Origin of the sequence: Sphingobium soli (genome assembly GCF_020782245.1) — a bacterium.
Lineage (GTDB): Bacteria > Pseudomonadota > Alphaproteobacteria > Sphingomonadales > Sphingomonadaceae > Sphingobium > Sphingobium soli.
On sequence record NZ_JAJGNP010000007.1, the window covers coordinates 73,334 to 91,326 of the forward strand.

General features: G+C 62.6%; 19 protein-coding genes. 6 read left to right on the forward strand and 13 right to left on the reverse strand.

The annotated features are described in order from the left end of the window. Positions 1-2: 2 nt before the first annotated feature. The 11 genes from LL253_RS10675 to LL253_RS10725 all read right to left on the reverse strand — a co-directional run bounded on the left by LL253_RS10675 (position 3) and on the right by LL253_RS10725 (position 8,199). Positions 3-758, reverse strand: coding sequence for an SDR family NAD(P)-dependent oxidoreductase (locus LL253_RS10675; protein WP_062731400.1), 756 nt, complete (start codon positions 756-758; stop codon positions 3-5). Next, on the reverse strand, positions 755-1,594 hold the full coding sequence (locus tag LL253_RS10680) for an alpha/beta fold hydrolase (RefSeq protein WP_228227158.1): 840 nt from the start codon (positions 1,592-1,594) through the stop codon (positions 755-757). The genes LL253_RS10675 and LL253_RS10680 overlap by 4 nt, the downstream gene beginning before the upstream one ends. Positions 1,595-1,608: 14 nt before the next feature. Beyond that, positions 1,609-2,163 (reverse strand): VOC family protein, encoded by a 555-nt coding sequence (locus LL253_RS10685; RefSeq protein ID WP_228227159.1) that lies wholly within the window; start codon positions 2,161-2,163, stop codon positions 1,609-1,611. 20 nt (positions 2,164-2,183) lie between these two features. Further along, positions 2,184-2,573 carry a MaoC family dehydratase gene (locus LL253_RS10690; RefSeq protein ID WP_062731398.1) on the reverse strand — a complete coding sequence of 130 codons (390 nt, stop codon included), beginning with the start codon at positions 2,571-2,573 and terminating at the stop codon, positions 2,184-2,186. Then, positions 2,570-3,028 carry a hypothetical protein gene (locus tag LL253_RS10695; protein WP_062731397.1) on the reverse strand — a complete coding sequence of 153 codons (459 nt, stop codon included), beginning with the start codon at positions 3,026-3,028 and terminating at the stop codon, positions 2,570-2,572. Before LL253_RS10695 ends, LL253_RS10690 begins: the two co-directional genes overlap by 4 nt. Before the next feature lie 9 nt (positions 3,029-3,037). Further along, positions 3,038-4,201: an acyl-CoA dehydrogenase family protein gene (locus tag LL253_RS10700; protein WP_062731512.1), complete on the reverse strand. Its 1,164-nt coding sequence runs from the start codon at positions 4,199-4,201 to the stop codon at positions 3,038-3,040. 62 nt (positions 4,202-4,263) lie between these two features. Continuing rightward, positions 4,264-4,818 carry an NADPH-dependent FMN reductase gene (locus tag LL253_RS10705; protein ID WP_062731396.1) on the reverse strand — a complete coding sequence of 185 codons (555 nt, stop codon included), beginning with the start codon at positions 4,816-4,818 and terminating at the stop codon, positions 4,264-4,266. A gap of 1 nt (position 4,819) precedes the next feature. Further along, positions 4,820-5,596, reverse strand: coding sequence for an SDR family oxidoreductase (locus tag LL253_RS10710; protein ID WP_062731395.1), 777 nt, complete (start codon positions 5,594-5,596; stop codon positions 4,820-4,822). Beyond that, positions 5,593-6,333, reverse strand: coding sequence for an alpha/beta fold hydrolase (locus LL253_RS10715; protein WP_083951077.1), 741 nt, complete (start codon positions 6,331-6,333; stop codon positions 5,593-5,595). The genes LL253_RS10710 and LL253_RS10715 overlap by 4 nt, the downstream gene beginning before the upstream one ends. A 5-nt stretch (positions 6,334-6,338) precedes the next feature. Next, the gene (locus tag LL253_RS10720; RefSeq protein ID WP_062731394.1) at positions 6,339-7,295 is read right to left on the reverse strand and encodes a VOC family protein; all 957 of its coding nucleotides are present in this window, start codon (positions 7,293-7,295) and stop codon (positions 6,339-6,341) included. 52 nt (positions 7,296-7,347) lie between these two features. Further along, the gene (locus tag LL253_RS10725; protein WP_009823750.1) at positions 7,348-8,199 is read right to left on the reverse strand and encodes a fumarylacetoacetate hydrolase family protein; all 852 of its coding nucleotides are present in this window, start codon (positions 8,197-8,199) and stop codon (positions 7,348-7,350) included. Between the two features lie 128 nt (positions 8,200-8,327). On the opposite strand from LL253_RS10725, the gene LL253_RS10730 reads away from it, so the two are divergent. Then, the gene (locus tag LL253_RS10730) at positions 8,328-9,038 is read left to right on the forward strand and encodes a GntR family transcriptional regulator (RefSeq protein WP_228227160.1); all 711 of its coding nucleotides are present in this window, start codon (positions 8,328-8,330) and stop codon (positions 9,036-9,038) included. 7 nt (positions 9,039-9,045) lie between these two features. Here LL253_RS10730 and LL253_RS10735 read toward each other — a convergent pair whose 3' ends face one another. Then, positions 9,046-9,828: an SDR family NAD(P)-dependent oxidoreductase gene (locus LL253_RS10735; protein ID WP_062731392.1), complete on the reverse strand. Its 783-nt coding sequence runs from the start codon at positions 9,826-9,828 to the stop codon at positions 9,046-9,048. A gap of 41 nt (positions 9,829-9,869) precedes the next feature. Beyond that, positions 9,870-11,540: a class I adenylate-forming enzyme family protein gene (locus tag LL253_RS10740; protein ID WP_062731391.1), complete on the reverse strand. Its 1,671-nt coding sequence runs from the start codon at positions 11,538-11,540 to the stop codon at positions 9,870-9,872. Between the two features lie 152 nt (positions 11,541-11,692). On the opposite strand from LL253_RS10740, the gene LL253_RS10745 reads away from it, so the two are divergent. From LL253_RS10745 to LL253_RS10765, 5 genes are read left to right on the forward strand one after another with little or no spacing between them, the layout of a single operon-like run. Further along, positions 11,693-12,895: an acetyl-CoA C-acetyltransferase gene (locus LL253_RS10745; protein ID WP_062731390.1), complete on the forward strand. Its 1,203-nt coding sequence runs from the start codon at positions 11,693-11,695 to the stop codon at positions 12,893-12,895. Between the two features lie 33 nt (positions 12,896-12,928). Continuing rightward, positions 12,929-15,097, forward strand: a complete 2,169-nt coding sequence (locus LL253_RS10750) for a 3-hydroxyacyl-CoA dehydrogenase NAD-binding domain-containing protein (protein ID WP_062731389.1) — start codon at positions 12,929-12,931, stop codon at positions 15,095-15,097. Beyond that, positions 15,094-16,251, forward strand: a complete 1,158-nt coding sequence (locus LL253_RS10755; protein WP_062731388.1) for an acyl-CoA dehydrogenase family protein — start codon at positions 15,094-15,096, stop codon at positions 16,249-16,251. Before LL253_RS10750 ends, LL253_RS10755 begins: the two co-directional genes overlap by 4 nt. A 23-nt stretch (positions 16,252-16,274) precedes the next feature. Next, positions 16,275-17,153: a MaoC/PaaZ C-terminal domain-containing protein gene (locus LL253_RS10760; protein WP_062731387.1), complete on the forward strand. Its 879-nt coding sequence runs from the start codon at positions 16,275-16,277 to the stop codon at positions 17,151-17,153. Further along, positions 17,150-17,977 (forward strand): SDR family NAD(P)-dependent oxidoreductase, encoded by an 828-nt coding sequence (locus LL253_RS10765; protein ID WP_062731386.1) that lies wholly within the window; start codon positions 17,150-17,152, stop codon positions 17,975-17,977. Before LL253_RS10760 ends, LL253_RS10765 begins: the two co-directional genes overlap by 4 nt. Positions 17,978-17,993 lie beyond the last annotated feature (16 nt).

Genomic DNA, 17,993 nt, shown 5'->3' on the forward strand with positions numbered 1-17,993 from the left:
TTTCAGAGGCTGAAGCCGCCATCGACGATCAGGGTCTGGCCGGTCATATATTGCGCCTTGGCCGAAGCCAGGAAGGCCACGGCCTCGGCAATATCCTCCCCGCTGCCGAAGCGTTGCAGGGCAATGCGTTTGCGCTGCGTTTCCCAGATTTCCGGCGAATAAAGCGACGTGAGGAACTCGGCGCCAAGCCCGGCGTCGATGATTCCCGGAGCGACCATGTTCGCCCTGATGCCATAACGGCCTTCCTCCTTGGCGATGGCGCGGCCCAACGCCTCCATTCCGGCCTTGGGCACGGAGGACAGGGCGTCGCCGGGGGGGAAGCAGTAATTCGCGACCGAAACGACGGTGACGAAATTGCCGAAGCCCTGGGCGCGGAAATATGGCAGGGTGGCGGACACGATACGGGTGAAGCCGACCAGTTCGATCTCGATGACTTCACGCCATTGCTCCTCGCAGATCTGGCTGACGAAGGGCTGGGCTATATCGACCCCGCTGGCGAAGATCATCGTGCCGATGGCGCCGAATTGCTCGACCGTATCGCGGATGCCGGTCTCTATCGAAGCGCGATCGGAAAGGTCGCAGGGGACGGACAGCGTCTCGCAAGAACCGTTTGGCAGGGACGCTGCGACCGCCGACGCCTTTTCACGGCTGGACCGATAGCCGATGGCGAGTTGATCCCATTCGGTCGACAGGCGTCTGCAGATCGCGCTGCCAAGGCCGCCGGTTCCGCCGACGACGAAGGCCGCGCCTTTCGTCATAGCGGCAGATGAAGTGCGAGGTGGTGGAGCAGGCGATCGGCAAAGGCGTCGTTGCGGTCGCCGGTGAACATATGGCCGACGCCGTGGGCGATCTCGACCTCCAGTTGCGGGGTGAGCGAACGAAATTGCCGGACGCTTTCGTCCGAGACAATCTCGCTCAGTTCAGCTTTCACGAGGACGAGGGGCGATTGCGCGCGGCGCGCTGCGATGATGAGCGCTTCCCCTTCCGAAGGGGGATGCAGAAATTCCGGCGCCGTCGTGCGGGGATCCCAGTGCCAGAACAGGCGTCCATCCGCTTCGCGCATCGATTTGGCGAGACCTGACACGTCAGGCAGGCGGGGCTGGCCAAGATGGGTGTGGAGGACGTCGGCCGCTTCCTCCAGCGATGCAAAACCGGAGTCGCTGGCGCGAAAGAAGCCACGAATGTCATCCACGCCGTCGTCGACCATATAGGGCGCGACGTCGGCGAGCATGATAAGGCGCACCAGATCGGCACGGCGCGACCCACCGACCAGCGCGGATTGGCCACCGCGCGAGGCCCCCACCAGCGCGATCGGCCTGTCGAAGGCCTGGATGATGGACTCGACATCGCGACCATAGGCTTCCAGCAGATAGTCGCCGTCGGCGGCCCATCCGCTGTCGCCGTGGCCGCGCAGATCGAAGGTCAGCCCGTAATAGCCCGCCTGCGCCACCCGCCTGGCAGACCCGGCCCAGGATCGGCGGCTCTGGCCGCCGCCATGGAAGAAGCAGACGGGCGGCGCGGCAGGGTCGCCATAGGCGTCCGCAACCATCTCCAGCCCGTCACCCGGCACGCTTATCCGCGTGGGAACAGTCATGCCGGGCGCCTGCATTACTCAGCGGCGACCGGCGGAACGATTTCCGCGAATGACGGATGCTCGCCGGGACCCTTATAGGCGAATTTGCCGGGTGCATGGTGCCACTTGCCGTCGTTACGGCTCTCATAGGGCGAAGCGACCTCGATCAGCGCGCCGTGCGTGCTCTTGTGGCCGACCCAGCTCCATTTCTGCCAGGTCATGTCCGGATCGTTGAAGGTCTGGCCGCCGCCGGGCAGGTGCAGCCCTTCCGCCTTCAGCTTTTCCATCGCGCCCGGCACGTCGTCGGTCGCGTAGCAGAGGTGATGGACATGCTCGCCCACTTTCTCGAGGCGATCGCCCATGGGGGTGCCAGGGGCCGGTTGAATGAACTGGATTTCCGTGCCGCCATTGTTGACGAAGGTCGCCCACTTCATACCGGCGTCGTCGCCGCTGGAAAATTCATCATATTTGACGAGGCGCTCTTCCAGCGACGCAGGATCGAGCACGCGCAGGATCTTGGTCCAATCCTCGATAGCCTTGTCCAGATCGCGCACGACCATGCACACATGGGCAAAAGGTCCGCTAGGCATTGATATTCTCCTCTGATCTTTTAAATTTCCACCGTCGCCGTGCCCGAATTGACCGTGCCGCGGCCATCGACATCCAGCGAGAATTCGCAGGTCACCGTATCGCCTTCGATCGCCGCGATCCTGCCCGTCACCACCGCTCGGTCGCCGCCATAGACATTGTCCAGAAAGCGCGAATCCATCGATTTGATCCGCCCGCCCGGGAAGGCGCGCATCAGCATGTTCATCATATAGGCGACGTTGATCGGACCCTGGTTGATGACCCGGTCACCCAGACCCTTGGCCTTCACCACCTCGACATCGAGATGGATGGGATTGGGATCGGCGAGGAACCCCGCCCACTGCTTCATGGCTTGCGGGCTAACGCTCTCGATCGTGAAGGGCGGCAGCGTGTCTCCGACGGCATGGCTCATGCGGCGAACTCCTTGCGGGGCAATACCCACACATTATCGGTTTCCAGCACCTGCGTTCCATCAAGCAGGTGCAGGCGGAGGCGATAGGTCAGCACGTCCATGACGCCCAGCTTGCGGCTGCGTTTGCGGACCAAGCTGAGTATCTCCCCTGTTACCTTGTAGCTTTCGCCCACCTTCAGCGGCGCATCGAACCGTACGCCGCTGCTGCCCATCATCGGGCCATCCTCGACATCGAATTCACACGCTTCGCAGACGCCTGCCACCGTCTTGCCCATGGCGACCTGGGTGGCGATATAATAGTAGATGGGATGAGCGCTACCGTCGGTGGCTGGTTCGACGCCGGTCGACCGGCACAGGGCGGCATTCTCTTCCGCCGTGATGGTGAAGACCTTGTCGCCATCGAGCGATGTGCCGGCGGCGTCGGGAGCAGGGGGGAGATCGTCAAGATCGCTCATGGTCTGTCCTTAGAAAGAACGCGGCAGGCCGAGGCTCTCGGCAATTGTGTTGCGCACCATTTCGTTGCTGATCGGCGTCATCCGCAGGATGCGATGGTCGCGCCAGTAACGCTGCATGTCGGTTTCCGCCGAATAGCCCATGCCGCCCAATATCTGGATGCCAAGGTCCGCGGCCTTCACGGCATTCTCCGTGGCGACCATCTTGAGCATATTGGCCTCGGTTCCGCACGGCATGCCGTTGCTCTGCATCCAGGCGACGTTGTAAAGCAACAGCTCGGTCAGCTTCTGCCATGTCGCGATATCTGCGACATAATGCTGCAAAATCTGGAAGCGGCCGATAATGCCGCCGAACGCCTTGCGTTGCAGCATATATTCCAGCGCGTCTTCCAGCACCCCGTCGATCGCGCCCAGACATTGCGCGCCCACCATGATCCGCTCATTATTGAGTGTGGGCAACATCGCATACCAAGCCTGTCCAGGCTCACCCAGTACGTCCTCGTCGGGAACGAAGACATCCTCATAATGAACCTCGCACGATCCCATGGCGCGCATGCCCAGCTTGGGCAGGAGCGAGGCGGTGATGCCGGGCGATTTGGCGTCGACGAAGAACATGGTGAGGCCATGATGCTTCTTCTCGGCATTTTTATCGGTGCGGGCGAGGACGAGCAGCCTGTCGGCCGCCTTTGCCCCCGTGGTCCACATCTTGGCGCCGTTCAGCGTCCAGCCGCCGTCGACCTTTTCGGCATGGGTCTTCATCGCGCCCAGAACGTCGGTGCCGCCGTCGGGTTCGGTCATCGACAGCGAGACGCGCAGCTTGCCCTGCGCCATGGGGCGCAGCCAGCGATTCTTCTGCTCCTCCGTGCCGACCGCGCCGATCGTCTTCGCCCCACCGAAGGAGGTGAGGCCCCAAACCCACAGCAGGCCGCCGGCCGTCCGTGCGAATTCGCGAGCGAAGATCATCTGCATCATGACGTCGCCGCCCAGGCCGTCATATTCCTCTGGAATGCCGATCCCGAAAAATCCCTGCTCGGCGATCTTGTCCCAAAGCGCGTAGGGATAATTTTCTTCGTCGGCTTCCAGCGCGCGCATCCAGTCCTTGGGGGCTTCGGCATCGACCCAGCGGCGGACAATGTCCCTGAACGCCTGCTGTTCCTCGGTGAGTGAAAAATCCATCGTCATTCCCGTTAGTGGCACTGCGACTAAGCGCCCTGCGGATGCATTGCGAACCTATCCAACTATAGGGCAGGCCGTCGGCAGAAACTGAACAACTGGTCCACCATCATAGCCAACTGGCCGGGAATAGGTGCGTTTTCGATTGGATCGCCTTCGCCGCCGATGGTGTTGATGGCGATGCCCAGCGGTGTCGGCCAGCCCCGCAGCGCGTGGGTAATGACCCGCAGTTGCTGGAGCGTGGCGACCGCGGCCTGCCAGCCGGCCGCTGTTGCCACGCAGCCCACGGGAAGACCATCGAAATAGCAACGCTCGTCCCGGCTCATATCCTCGACATAATCGAGCGCATTTTTCACAAAGCCGGAGATCGCTCCGTGGTAACCCGGTGAGCCGATGATGACGGCATCCGCCGACCGCAGGATGTCGACATAGCGTTTTGCCGCATCTGGACGATCCGGATTTTCGGACGCGTAAGACGGGAAGTCGATGTCCGCGCCGGCAAGCAGCGTCGTGCGTGCGCCGCGTTCCTCTGCGATGGCAAGCGCCTTGCGAAGCGCTCGCTCGGTGGAGGAATAGGCGCGCATTGTGCCGCCAATGGCGACGAAATGAAGTTGGGTCATATCAGATCGACAATCCTCCCTCGACAGGGATCACCGATCCGGTGACATAGGCGCCCGCCCGCGAGGCGAGATAGATGGCTGCGCCCGCCAGATCTTCCGGCGTACCGACGCGGCCGCGGGGCACCATCGATTCCACCATCGTGCGCATCTCGCTGGAGGTGATGACGGTCATCTCGGATTCGAAGAATCCGGGTGCGATGACGTTGACGGTGATGTTGTCGCGGCCCAGCCGCTTGGCGAGGCCTTTCGCCATCCAGTGGATGGCGCTCTTCGACGCCTGATAGGCATAATTTTCCTTGGGGCCGACCTTGAGCGCGCCGACAGACCCGATGTTGATGATCGATGCGGGACGCTCCGCCGTGCCGCCCGCGCGGAGCAGGGGCAGAAATTTCCGAAGCGTGAAGAAAGGGGCCTTCAGGTTCAGGTCGATGACCGGATCCCATTCGTCCTCGCCATAATCGTCGATGGGCGCGTCGGCCATGGTCCCGGCGTTGTTCACCAGGACATGCACGGCCTGTTCTTGGGTGGACACCGCCGCGACCAGAGCCTCGATCCCAGCAAGTGTCGAAAGATCTGCGACCAGGCCGGTACAGCGGCCGCCAGTGGTAGCGGAAATCTCCGCCGCGGCCGCGGTCACCTTGGCCTGCGTGCGGGCACAGATATAGACTGTGGCGTCCGCCGCAGCCAGGCCGGTCGCGATATGACGGCCGATGCCGGTCGACCCGCCGGTAACAACGGCGACGCGGTCCTGTAGCGAGAACAGCTCGGCGGCATTCATGCCGGAGCTCCCGCGCCGGAAATCTTCAGAATGAGGTCGGTCGTTCCCTCTGGATCGCCCACCAGCAGGGCGTGATCGCCCGGATGGTCATGGATGGTCCAGCCCAGCTCGCGCGCCCGGTCGTGCATCGCCGTCATCACCGTGACGGCCGCCGCGATATAGTCGACGGGCCGGTCGATAGCCTCGGCACCTACGGGGATGACGCAGGCGGTCGCCTTCATCGGCTGGTCCGACAAATTGTCTAGCAGCCATTTCTCCCGCGCCGGGTCCATGAGATGGGGATGCTCCTTGGCCGCCGCCCGCTGCATTTCATGCACGCCCGACCCTACCGGGCCTTCGCCTGCTTCGAGCATCGCATCCAGCGCGGCGAGCTGGTCTTCCGGGACATAGCCCATGAGGGATCCGATCCGTTCCCCCGACCGGGGCACGATGGCGTCGAGATAGATGATGGATGCGATGCGGTCGCCCACCTCCGCGATCACGCCGGGCGCGACCGTGCCCGCATAGCTGTGCGCGACCAGCACGACGTCGCGCAGATCCTCATATTTGAAGACATTGACGATGTCGCGCACATGAGTCGCATTGCCCACATCGCGGCCGATCAGATGCTCGCGCTCGCCAAAGCCGGTGAAGGTCGGCGTGTAGACCTTGTGGCCCCCGGCCTCCAGAATTTCGCGGACATATTTCCATGTCCAGCCGCCCATGCCGCCGCCGTGAAGAAGTAGGAATGTGGACATGACGATCAGGCCTCCGCCGGTTCAGTGTTCTGGATGAATTCGGGGAATGGATCGGGTCCCCACAGGAACATGCTGTCCTCTGGCGCATGGTTGGCGGCCGGCCAGTCGACATCATGCGGAATGAAGTCGATATCGGCTGAATATTCGCTGAAACTGCCCCAGGGATCACGCACATAATAGAAATAATTGGCGCCCAGCACATGCTGGCCCACGCCCCAGTTGGGGCCATAGCCCGCCCGGGCCATGGTCGCGCCGCCCAGGCCCACTTCCATCACCGACCCGACGTCCCAGCTATTGTGATGCATGCCTCGCCGATCGGACAGGACGAGGGCCAGCAGGTGATGATCGCTGCCATGGGGGCCGTGCAGGAAGGCGACGGCCGGCTCGCTCTTGTCGGACAGTCGCAGGCCGAGCGTCTTCTCATAGAAGTCGATCGCGGCATTCACGTCGGTCGCGAAGATCGCGAAATGCGAAAGGCGGCGCGGATGAACCTTGGGCGCTTTGCTGTTAGGGATCGCGCCGGATTGGCCCGGCGCCGCGCTGACGAAGGTGAAATGGCTCTTTTCCGATGGCGTTGCCTTGTCTGCGACACGAACGTTGATCGGCAGGCCATCGAAGCCTGCGAACCAGATGCCGTCGGCTTCCGCGCCTTCGGGCGCCTTGATCCGGGTGACGCCGCAGCCGTCGAGATGGGCGGCAAAGGCATCCGCTTCGTCCGGATAGATGCCGAAGCTCAGATAGCGCAGCCGCTTGGCGTCGCCGCCCTGGCTCAGCACGGCCCAGCGATGCGGATTGCCGACCGCATATAATTCCAGCGTGTCATCCCGCTCGCGGACGTCGAGCCCGAAGAGCGTGTAGAATTTCCGCGCGGCTTCCAGATCGGGCACTTCGACCGCGAAATGATCGATGGAATGGACGCCCAAACTATTGGCGCGGCGTCCCGACGGGCTGTTTTGGTTCATCCTTCCCTCCTTGGCTGGCCAGGCACCGACAGAACGGCGCCCGGCCTTTCGATCATGCTGCCTTGATGGGGTTCACCAACAGGCCGATCTTCTCGATTTCCACTTCGCACACATCGCCATCCTTCATGAACAGCGGAGGCTTGCGGGCCAGGCCGATGCCCGACGGGGTTCCCATGACCAGGACGTCGCCCGCTTCCAGCGTGAAGCAGGTGGAGAGGAGGGCGACCGTGTCGACGACATCGAACACCATGTCGGAGGTGTTCGCGCTCTGCACCACCTGGCCGTTGAGGCGGGTTTCGATCTTGAGGCCGGCACCGCCCGCAGGCAGTTCGTCGGCCGTTACCAGCCAGGGACCGAAGGCGCCGGTATCGTCGAAATTCTTGCCGACCGTCCACTGCGGCGTCTTGAGCTGATAGTCGCGGATCGAACCGTCGTTGAACACCGAATAGGCGACGATATGCGAGAGCGCGTCGTCCTTGCTGATATCCTTGCCGCCCTTGCCGACGACCGCGACCATTTCCGCCTCATAATCGAGTTGATCGGAACAGGGCGGTTTGATGATCGGTGCGCCATGGCCGATGAGGCTCGAATTGAAACGGCCGAATATCGTCGGGAATTCGGGCACGGTGAATCCGCCTTCAGCCGCGTGATCCTTGTAGTTGAGACCTAGGCAGAGGATCTTGGGCGCCTTGACGAGGGGCGGCAGGAAAGTGAGGTCTTCAACCTGCACTTCCTCGCCCTCTGCGCTGACTTTCGCGCCGGCATCCGTCAGGGCGCTGCCGCCGCTGGCGATCAACACATCCAGATCATAGAGGGCAGCGTCGCCGAACAGCGCCTTGACGCCCGCGCCCGTGTCCACTGCCAGACCGACCGCGCCGTTCTTCGTTACCTTGGCCAACCGCATATGCAAACCTCCTGAGAATCTGTCCCACCCACTGAACCGAAGGCATGGGATTGAATGAAATATATTTCAAGCCATAAAATACATCTTGTCGAATTGCCATGGGTGGCGAAGCTGATATAGTTGTTGCGATGACCAAAAAGCTGAGCCTGACCGAACGCGCCTACCGGCAATTGCGCGACGATCTCCTGACCTGTCGGCTGGTGCCGGGCGCGAAAATCAACATCAAGGATATTACGGAAACGCAGGGCTTCAGTCTCGGGGCGGTGCGCGAAGCCCTGTCGCGGCTTACGTCCGAGGGCTTCGTGACGCAGGACGATGCGCGGGGATTTCGGGTGACGCCGATATCGATCGGCGATTTGACCGATCTGGTCAGGGTCCGCAGCGATATTGAGGGGCAATGCCTCCGCCGCGCGATCGAGAAGGGAGGCCTGGACTGGGAAGCCTCTATCGTCAGCGCGGCCCATAAGTTGGGCAAGACCCCGACCCGCGACCCGCGAGAGGCGGCCCGTCTGAACGAGGATTATGCCGACGCCCATGCGGCCTTCCATCACGCCCTGGTCGCCGCGTGCGACAGTCCATGGTTGCTCAAGATGCGCGACTGGCTCTATGCCCAGTCGGAACGCTATCGCTATCTCACCGTGCCTTTGGCCCATGGCGACCGGGATCTGGTTCATGAACATGCGCAGATCGTCGACGCGGCGCTCGCGCGGGACGCCGACCGCGCCGAGGCGCTGCTGACGGACCATTTGATGGCGACGGCGCGGCTGCTGATCGACCCGCAGAATGCGCGGGGCGGGACCGATATCGAATGGGCGGCTGGCGCGGATCGGGCCCTCTGATCCCATATCAGCTCTGCCGGTTCTGACCGGTGCCACCGCCGCTGGCGGGCATCAGCATGTTGCTCATACCGCCATCGACCAGCAGGTCGACACCGCTGATGTGGCTTGCATGAGGGCCGATCAGAAACAGGATCGCCTGCGCGACATCCTCGGCCACGCCAAGTTTGCGCAGGGGAATATTGGCTTCCCGCTGGTCGCGCCGCGACGGATCTTCATATCCCGCAGCGGTCATCGGCGTGTAGGTGGGGCCGGGCGACACCGTATTGCATCGGATACCGTCCGGCCCCCATTCGATGCTGAGCTGGCGTATCATCATCAACAAGGCGGCCTTGCTGGAGGAATAAAAGCCAAGCGCGGGCGTAGGCTGGGTGGCCGACATGGACGCGGTCGCGACGAAGGCGCCCTTGCTCTCCTTCAGGTGCGGATGGGCGGCCTTGCCGAGCAGCCAGGACGAGCGGGTGTTGATGGCGAAGATGCGATCGAAATCGCCGATCGGCAGTTCGGCCAATGCACCGCCCATGATGATGCCGGCATTGCTGATGACGGCGTCGATCCCATCCATATGCGCGAGCGCCGCCGCGACAATCCGGTCGCCGCAATCCGGTTCGGCCAGATCGACCACGCAGGTCGCGGCGGCGGGGCCGACCGCATCGGCCACCACCTGCAGATTGGCGGCATCCCGATCCGCGAGCAGCATCCGGTGTTCACCCGGAATCATCGACCCGGCCGCCAGCAGTTCGGCGCAGGCTCTGCCGATGCCGCTTGCAGCACCCGTGATGATCACCCGCATGTCACTCTCCCTACACTTTCATGGCGTCGATGCGCCGTGTTTCAGTCCTTCAGGCCCAGTTCGTCCATCAACGCGCCGCGCAGCTTGAACTTCTGGATTTTCGATGCCGACATCGGCCATTCGTCGATGAAACGGATATGCCGCGGAACCTTGAAGGAAGCGAGGCGCTGCCGGGTATAGGCGATGAGTTCCTCCGCCTCGACCTCCACATCGCCTTCGCGTTCGATGTAGGCGGCGGGGATTTCCGCCAGCCGCTCGTCCGGCAGCCCGACGACCTGCGCGAGACGAACCGCCGGATGGGTGGCCAGCACCGCCTCGACCTCGGCCGCGGCGACATTTTCCCCACCCACTTTCAGCATATCCTTGAACCGGCCGTGGAACATGACGTGGCCATGTTCGTCGATCGAGCCGATATCGGCGCTATGATACCAGCCATCGGCATCGAGCACCTCTGCGGTCTTCTGCGGGTCCTTGTAATAGCCGTCGAACAGATTGTAGCCGCGAATGAGGATTTCGCCGCGTTCGTCCACGCCCTTTTCCGCGCCGGTTTCGGGATCGACGATCTTCATCTCTATGCCCGCAAGGGGGAAACCAAGTTTCTTGAAGCCCATTTCCGGTTCCATCGCATAGCCGCCGGTGGTGACGATGCCGGTCGCCTCGGTCATGCCCATGGTGCCCACTTGGAGCATGTTTGGGGCTTTCTCCCGATAGGCCTGGCCTACGCGATCAGGCATGAAGGCGAAGCAGCTATTTTGCAGGCGCACCGACGACATGTCGGTCTTGGCCCAGTCGGGATGGGTGATCATGGCCTGATGGAAAGTGACGAAGGGCAGGAACATCATCGTCACCCGTTCATCCTCGATCTGCCGCAGACTCTCCCCGGCATCGAAATGCGGCTGGCCGATGAAGGTGCCGCCCACGTCGATCGCGCCCAGCATGCAGAGCATCGCAGCGATATGGAATAAAGGCAGCGGCGACCAGGCGCGCTCGTCGGGCTGGAAGGACCAGCGATAGCGAGCGAGATTCGATGCCTCCCGAGTGACGGCCTCATGGCTGAGCAGGCACCCTTTGGGGTTGGCCGATGTCCCTGACGTATACAGGATCATCGCGGTGTCGCGGACCCTGACGGTCAGACGGGATGCATGTACCTCTACTTCCTCCACTTCCTGCACCGCCGCATCGAAGGTTGCCTGATCTACGAAACCGGGGACCGAACGGCCACCCAGCATCACGATCCGCTTGAGCAGAGGCGCGCCCGCAAGCGTGAGTGAGGAGGAGTCCGCGGCATCGGGCAGGTCGGGGAAAGCCTCAACCAGCCGTTGACCGAAATCGATATGCTCACTGATCATATCATTGGTGATGATCGCCGCCAGATCGGCATTTTGCGCGACATAGGCCATTTCAGGCGCCTTGTACCGTGCGTTCATCAGCACGGAGACAGCGCCGCACATCGCATTGGCGAACAGGGTCTCGACAAATTCGATGCTGGACGGCAACAGGATGCCGACATTGTCGCCGCGCGCGATGCCCAGCGCCTTCAGGCCGCGCGCGCGCTTCAGGACGCTCTGTACGACATCGTCATATGTCTTGCGTTCTCCCGGGAATACCAATGCTTCCTTGTCGGATGCCTTGTCCCACCCTTTGAGAAGCAGATCGCCCAGAGTGGTTGCAGAAATACGGAATGGGGCGCAATCTTCGCCTTGTGTGACCACGGATGTCCGCTCCTAAAATGCCGGTCAGCTATCGATGATGATCAGATTGCAGCCATCGCGTCTGCCTGCGCCTTTCGTTGGATAGGTGCAGCTTTGCCTTCCTGGTCCAAGAGCAAGGGCAGAGATTTTGTATCACTGTGCGGGAATTCACGATGGAAGCCTATGTCTACGATCATGTCCGGACGCCGCGCGGGAAGGGCCGCCCCGATGGCGCGCTGCACGAGATCACCTCTGTCGAAATGGCGACGCAGCTTTTGAAGGCGCTCCAGAGCCGCAATGATCTCGACACTGGACTGCTCGACGATGTGATCATCGGCATGGCCCAGCCCGTCGGTGAACAGGGCGGCGTGCTGGCGCGCGCGGCGGTGTTGCAGGCCGGCTATGCCCAGACGGTCGCGGGCCAGCAGATCCATCGCTTCTGCGCCACCGGGCTGGACGCTGTCAGCCTGATCGCGGCGCAGGTCCATTCGGGCATGATCCAGGCCGGCATCGGCGGTGGCGTCGAGTCGATGAGCCGCACGGTAATGGGTTATGACTCGGGCGCCTGGACGTCCGATCCGTCGGTCGCCTTCAGCAATTATTACGCCCCGCAGGGCATCGGCGCCGACCTGATCGCTACCCTGGACGGCTACACGCGCGAGGATGTCGACAATTTCGCCGTCGAGAGCCAGCGCAAGGCCGCCCATGCCTGGGAAAACGGCTATTTCAAAAAGGCGATCGTGCCGATCAAGGATGTGCTGGGCGACGTGGTGCTAGATCATGATGAGCATATGCGACCCGGCACCACGCTGGAAAGCCTCGCCAAGCTCAAGCCCGCCTTCGAAGGGTTCGGCAAGGCCGGGTTCGAAGCGGTCGCGAAGGCCAAATATCCAGAAATCGAAGAGCTGAACTATGTCCATCATGGCGGCAATAGCTCCGGTATCGTCGATGGCGCCGGCCTGGTTCTTGTCGGGTCGAAGGAATTTGGGGAAAAGGCCGGCCTCAAGCCGCGCGGTCGCATCCGGTCCTATGCCAATATCGGGTCTGAGCCGACGATCATGCTGACGGCGCCGGCGGCGGTGTCGCGCAAGGCGCTCAAGGCGGCCGGCATGACCGAGAAGGACATTGATCTCTGGGAACTGAACGAAGCCTTCGCCAGCGTGGTGATGCGCTTCCAGCGGGAGCTGAACGTTCCCGACGACAAGATCAACGTCAATGGCGGGGCGATCGCGATGGGTCATCCGCTTGGCGCGACCGGCGCGATGATCCTGGGCACCGTGCTGGACGAACTGGAGCGGCGCAACGCGGAAACCGGCCTCATCACCTTGTGCGCGGCCAACGGCCTGGGCACGGCTGCCATCATCGAGCGCGTTTGAACGCGCCTACCGAACTATAGAGCGGGACATCCCATGAAGACTATGCGACTGGAAAAAGCCGAGGACGGCTTCGCGATCCTGACCCTCGATGCCGAAGGCTCGATGAACGTCGTCAACGATGCTTTCATCGCCGACATGGAAGCGGCGACGAAGCAGATTGTCGCGGACGAAAGCATCAAGGGCGTCATCCTGACGTCGGCCAAGAAGACGTTCATGGCCGGTGCGGACCTCAAGCAGTTGGTGAATGGGTTCGGCACGCTGACGCCGCAGGAAGCCTATGCTTTTTCGAAGCGCGCCACCGACATGCACCGCGCCATCGAACAATCCGGCAAGCCCTGGGTGGCGGCGATTAACGGCCTGGCGCTGGGCGGCGGTTTCGAGTTGGCGCTGGCTTGCCACCGGCGCATCCTGGTGGATGATGCCAAGGCGCAGGTCGGTTTGCCCGAAGTCAATGTCGGTCTGCTGCCCGGATCGGGCGGCACGGTGCGGTTGGGCATCATCGCGGGAATGAAGATCGCGCTAGACCTGCTGCTGTCGGGCCGCTCGGTGGGGCCGCAGGAAGCGCTCAAGCTCAAGATCGTGGACGAGGTCGTCCCGGCGGACAAGCTGATCGACGCGGCCAAGGCGTGGCTTGCGACCGTGCCTGACCCGGTCAAGCCCTGGGACGTCAAGGGTTGGACGCCGCCGCAGAAGAAGGGCCTAACCGTTCCTGAGGATTCGGCCGCCTACATGATGTATACGGGCGGTCTCGCCAAGGTGGGTTATAATCAACCCGCGCCGGCCGCGATTCTAAACTCGGTGTTCCACGGCTTGCAGTTGCCCTTTGACAAGGCGCTGGCGGTGGAGGGGAAATATTTCGCCAAGCTGCTGACCGATCCGGTCGCGCGCAACATCATCCGCACCACCTTCATTTCGAAGCAGGCGGCCGAAAAGGGCGCGCGTCGTCCCGAAGGCTTCCCGAAGTTTGAAGCGAAGAAAGTGGGTGTGCTGGGCGCGGGCATGATGGGCGCGGGCATTGCGTTCGTGTCCGCCAATGCGGGTATCGACGTCGTTCTCATCGACCGCGACACCGCGACCGCGCAGAAGGGCAAGGACTATTCGGCCAAGGTGCTGGGCAAGCTGGTCGAAAAGGGCAAGCTGACGCAGGACAAGGCGGACGCCGTGCTCGCCCGCATCACCCCGACCGACGACTTCGCGCTGCTCGATGGCTGCGACATGGTGGTCGAAGCGGTGTTCGAGGATACGGCGATCAAGGCCGAAACCACGAAGAAGGCCGAAGCGGTGCTGCCGGCACAGGCCATTTTCGCGTCCAACACCTCGACCCTGCCGATCTCGCAGCTCGCCCAGGCGTCGCGGAGCCCGGATCAGTTCATCGGCCTGCACTTCTTCTCGCCGGTCGACCGCATGGGGCTGGTCGAGGTCATCATGGGCAAGCAGACCAGCAAGGAGACGCTGGCCAAGGGCCTCGACTTCATCGCGCAGTTGCGCAAGACGCCGATCGTCGTCAACGACAGCCGTGGCTTCTACACCAGCCGCGTGTTCCAGATGCTGATCCACGAAGGCGCGGCGATGCTGGCGGAGGGCGTTCCCCCCGCGGTGATCGAAAACGCGGCCAAGGCCGTCGGCATGCCGGTCGGGCCGCTGGCGCTGCTGGACGAACTGACGCTCGACCTGCCGCTCAAGATTGTCGACCAGGCGATCGCCGAGGAAGGCGATAAATATACGCCACCCGCAGGCACTGCCGTCATGCGGCGGATGAAGGACGAGATCGGCCGGTCCGGCCGGAAGACCGGCGGGGCGTTCTATGATTATCCCGAAGGCGGCAAGAAGCATCTGTGGAAGGGCCTGGCCGATCATTTCCCGGTCAAGCAGGACTGGGATGTCGAGGAACTGAAGAAGCGCTATCTCTATGCGCAGGCGATGGAAACCGCCCGCTGCCTGGAGGAAAATGTGCTGGAAACTCCGCAGGACGCCGATCTGGGTGCGATCTACGGCTGGGGTTTCCCGGCCTGGACCGGCGGGACGATCAGCTACATTGACACGATCGGCATTAAGAAGTTCGTTGAGGAATCCGATAGGCTCGCCCAGCTTTATGGCCCGCGCTTCCTGCCGTCCGCATGGCTGCGCGACAAGGCGGCAAAGGGTGAGGATTTCTACACGCCCGCGAGCGAAACCAGGGTCAAGGAGCCAATGCCGGCATGAAGCGCCTGATTTTCGAGCAGGAGCATGAGCAGTTCCGCGACTCCGTCGTCAAGTTCATGACGACGGAGGTGGGCGCTCACGCCCAACGTTTTCGCGAGCAGGGCATGGTCGACCGTGAGCTGTTCCTGAAGGCGGGCGAGCAGGGCTTGCTGTGCACCTGGGCGGACGAGAAATATGGCGGGGCGGGGATCGACGATTTCCGCTTCGAGCAGATCATCATCGAGGAGAATATGCGCCACGGCGACATAGGCTTCTACATCAACCTGCATAATGATCTGGTCGCGCCCTATATCGCCAAGCTCGGCACCGACGAACAGAAGGACCGCTGGATGCCAGGCATCGTCAGCGGCGAGAAGATTCTGGCCGTCGCGATGACGGAACCGTCCACCGGCAGCGACCTGGCGGGTATGCGCACCAGCGCGGTGGACAAGGGCGACCATTGGCTGTTGAACGGCGCCAAGACCTATATTTCCAATGGCATTTTGGCCGATCTGGTCGTCGTGGCCGCGCGGACCGACCCCAATAGCCGCCACGGTCTGGGCCTTATGGTCGTCGAACGCGGCATGGAAGGGTTTGAACGCGGGCGCAAGCTGGCGAAGATGGGGCTCAAGGCGCAGGACACGGCCGAGCTCTTCTTCAACGATGTCAGGGTGCCCAAGGGGAATGTGCTGGGCGATCCGGCCCAAGGCTTCAAATATCTCGCCCGCTTCCTGGCGCAGGAGCGGCTGGTCGCGGCCATCGGCTTCATGGCGACGGCGCAGACCGCATTCGACATCACGCTCGACTATGTGAAGGAACGCCGGGCCTTCGGAAAGCCGATTGGCGCGTTCCAGAATACGCGGTTCAAGATGGCTTCGATGCGGGCCGAACTGGACGCGCTTCAGACCTATGTCGACCAGTGCGTGATGCTGCTCAACGCGGGCGAGTTGACCGCAGAAGACGCGTCGGCGGCCAAACTGCTGACCAGCGAACTGGAAGGCCGGGTGATGGACGAATGCGTCCAGCTTCATGGCGGGGCGGGCTATATGGAAGAATATCGCATCAGCCGCATGTATACTGACGCCCGCATCAGCCGCATCTTCGCCGGAACCTCGGAAATCATGCGCGAAATCATCGGTCGCGGACTGGGCCTGGACGAGCGTAAGCTGTCCTGACCGCAAAACCGGGGGTGGGTCGAATGCTTGATGTCGAACGATTGCGCGGCTTCCGGGTGCCGGAAGCACAGGATGTTTGCGATCCGCGATCCGCTATTCTCTACGCGCTGGGTGTCGGCGCCGGGCTGGGCGCGATCGATGAACGGCATCTGGTCTTCGAACGCGATCAGGCCGTTTTGCCGACCATGGCGCTGGTTCTGGGAACACCCGGCTTCTGGCCGATGGCGCCGGAACTGGGCTGGGATTGGCCGCGCATCCTGCATGGCGAGCAGACGCTGAAACTGGTTCGGCCGCTCGAACTGGGCCAGTTGGTCAACGGCCGGATCGAAATTATCGGTCTCGCGGACAAGGGTTTAGGCAAGTCCGCTCTCGTGCGGGCAAAACGTGTCATAACCACGCCGACGGACCGGCCGATCGCCGAAATGGAGGAAGTGTGGGTCTTGCGAGGCGCGGGCGGTTTTGGCGGGCCGTCGAATCTTGATGGGCCTGCGCCGATTGTCATGCCGGATGCGCCCGCAGGCGCCTGTCTCGACCTGCCGACGGCCGCCAATCAGTCGATGCTCTATCGCCTGACCGGCGACCGTAACCCCCTGCATATCGACCGGGGCACGGCGCAGGCGGCGGGTTTCGATCGGCCGATACTGCATGGCCTTGCCACCATGGGTCTGGTTGGGCGCGCGTTGATCCATCTGTGCTGCGGCGGCGATCCGGGTTTGTTGACCGACATGCGGGTGCGTTTCACCGCGCCGGTCTGGCCGGGTGAAACGGTTCGGACGGAAATCTGGCGCCGGGGCGACGCCGTATCGTTTCGGGCTAGCGTGCCTGACAGGAATAGCATCGTCATCGATGGCGGCGAGGCCCGCATCGGTGGTTTCAAGGAAGAACGGGACGTATTGAAGTGAATATATTGGATGGCAAGGTCGCACTGGTGTCCGGTTCCGGACGGGGCATTGGGAAGGCTATCGCGCTGAAACTGGCAAGCGCCGGCGCCCATGTCGTGGTGAACGACCTGGACGAGGATGTGGCAAAGGCGACGGCGAGTGAAATCGAAAGCCTTGGCGTCCGCGCCGTGGTGTGCGTGGGCGACGTGACGGATGCCGATTTCGGCGACAAATTTGTGGGAGCGGCGGTCGCGCATTTCGGCACGATCGACATCATCGTGAACAATGCGGGCTATGCTTGGGATTCGGTTCTTCAAAAGACGAGCGACGAGCAGTGGATGGCCATGCTCGATGTTCATCTCAATGCCCCTTTCCGTATATTGCGCGCCGCGCAACCGGTGATCGCCGCCGCGGCGAAGAAGGAGACCGCCGAACATGGTCGGGCCACACGCCGGACGGTCATCAATATATCGTCCGTGGCAGGTCTTGGCGGCAATGCCGGTCAGTCGGGCTATGCGGCGGGCAAGGCGGGGATCGTCGGTCTCACCAAGACGGTGATGAAGGAATGGGGGCGACATAATGTCACCGTCAACGCGGTGGCTTTCGGCGCCATCATGACGCGCATGACCGCGGGCGAGGCGGGCAGCACGACCATCAGCGTCAAGGGTCGGGACATCAAGGCCGGCGTCAGCGACGAAATATTGGAAGCCATGGAAAAGGGCATTCCACTGGGCCGCGCCGGCACGCCGGAAGAAGCCGCCGGCGCCGTCTACCTGCTATGCCTGCCCGAAGCCGATTATATCACCGGCGAGGTGATCGTCGCGGGCGGGGGCTGGAAACTCTGACGATATAATGGGCGGG

Bases quoted from the DNA above. Each gene is read 5' to 3' on its own strand.
- LL253_RS10675 (WP_062731400.1), bottom strand. From the start codon at position 758: ATGACGAAAGGCGCGGCCTTCGTCGTCGGCGGAACCGGCGGCCTTGGC.
- LL253_RS10680 (WP_228227158.1), bottom strand. From the start codon at position 1,594: ATGACTGTTCCCACGCGGATAAGCGTGCCGGGTGACGGGCTGGAGATG.
- LL253_RS10685 (WP_228227159.1), bottom strand. From the start codon at position 2,163: ATGCCTAGCGGACCTTTTGCCCATGTGTGCATGGTCGTGCGCGATCTG.
- LL253_RS10690 (WP_062731398.1), bottom strand. From the start codon at position 2,573: ATGAGCCATGCCGTCGGAGACACGCTGCCGCCCTTCACGATCGAGAGC.
- LL253_RS10695 (WP_062731397.1), bottom strand. From the start codon at position 3,028: ATGAGCGATCTTGACGATCTCCCCCCTGCTCCCGACGCCGCCGGCACA.
- LL253_RS10700 (WP_062731512.1), bottom strand. From the start codon at position 4,201: ATGGATTTTTCACTCACCGAGGAACAGCAGGCGTTCAGGGACATTGTC.
- LL253_RS10705 (WP_062731396.1), bottom strand. From the start codon at position 4,818: ATGACCCAACTTCATTTCGTCGCCATTGGCGGCACAATGCGCGCCTAT.
- LL253_RS10710 (WP_062731395.1), bottom strand. From the start codon at position 5,596: ATGAATGCCGCCGAGCTGTTCTCGCTACAGGACCGCGTCGCCGTTGTT.
- LL253_RS10715 (WP_083951077.1), bottom strand. From the start codon at position 6,333: ATGTCCACATTCCTACTTCTTCACGGCGGCGGCATGGGCGGCTGGACA.
- LL253_RS10720 (WP_062731394.1), bottom strand. From the start codon at position 7,295: ATGAACCAAAACAGCCCGTCGGGACGCCGCGCCAATAGTTTGGGCGTC.
- LL253_RS10725 (WP_009823750.1), bottom strand. From the start codon at position 8,199: ATGCGGTTGGCCAAGGTAACGAAGAACGGCGCGGTCGGTCTGGCAGTG.
- LL253_RS10730 (WP_228227160.1), top strand. From the start codon at position 8,328: ATGACCAAAAAGCTGAGCCTGACCGAACGCGCCTACCGGCAATTGCGC.
- LL253_RS10735 (WP_062731392.1), bottom strand. From the start codon at position 9,828: ATGCGGGTGATCATCACGGGTGCTGCAAGCGGCATCGGCAGAGCCTGC.
- LL253_RS10745 (WP_062731390.1), top strand. From the start codon at position 11,693: ATGGAAGCCTATGTCTACGATCATGTCCGGACGCCGCGCGGGAAGGGC.
- LL253_RS10750 (WP_062731389.1), top strand. From the start codon at position 12,929: ATGAAGACTATGCGACTGGAAAAAGCCGAGGACGGCTTCGCGATCCTG.
- LL253_RS10755 (WP_062731388.1), top strand. From the start codon at position 15,094: ATGAAGCGCCTGATTTTCGAGCAGGAGCATGAGCAGTTCCGCGACTCC.
- LL253_RS10760 (WP_062731387.1), top strand. From the start codon at position 16,275: ATGCTTGATGTCGAACGATTGCGCGGCTTCCGGGTGCCGGAAGCACAG.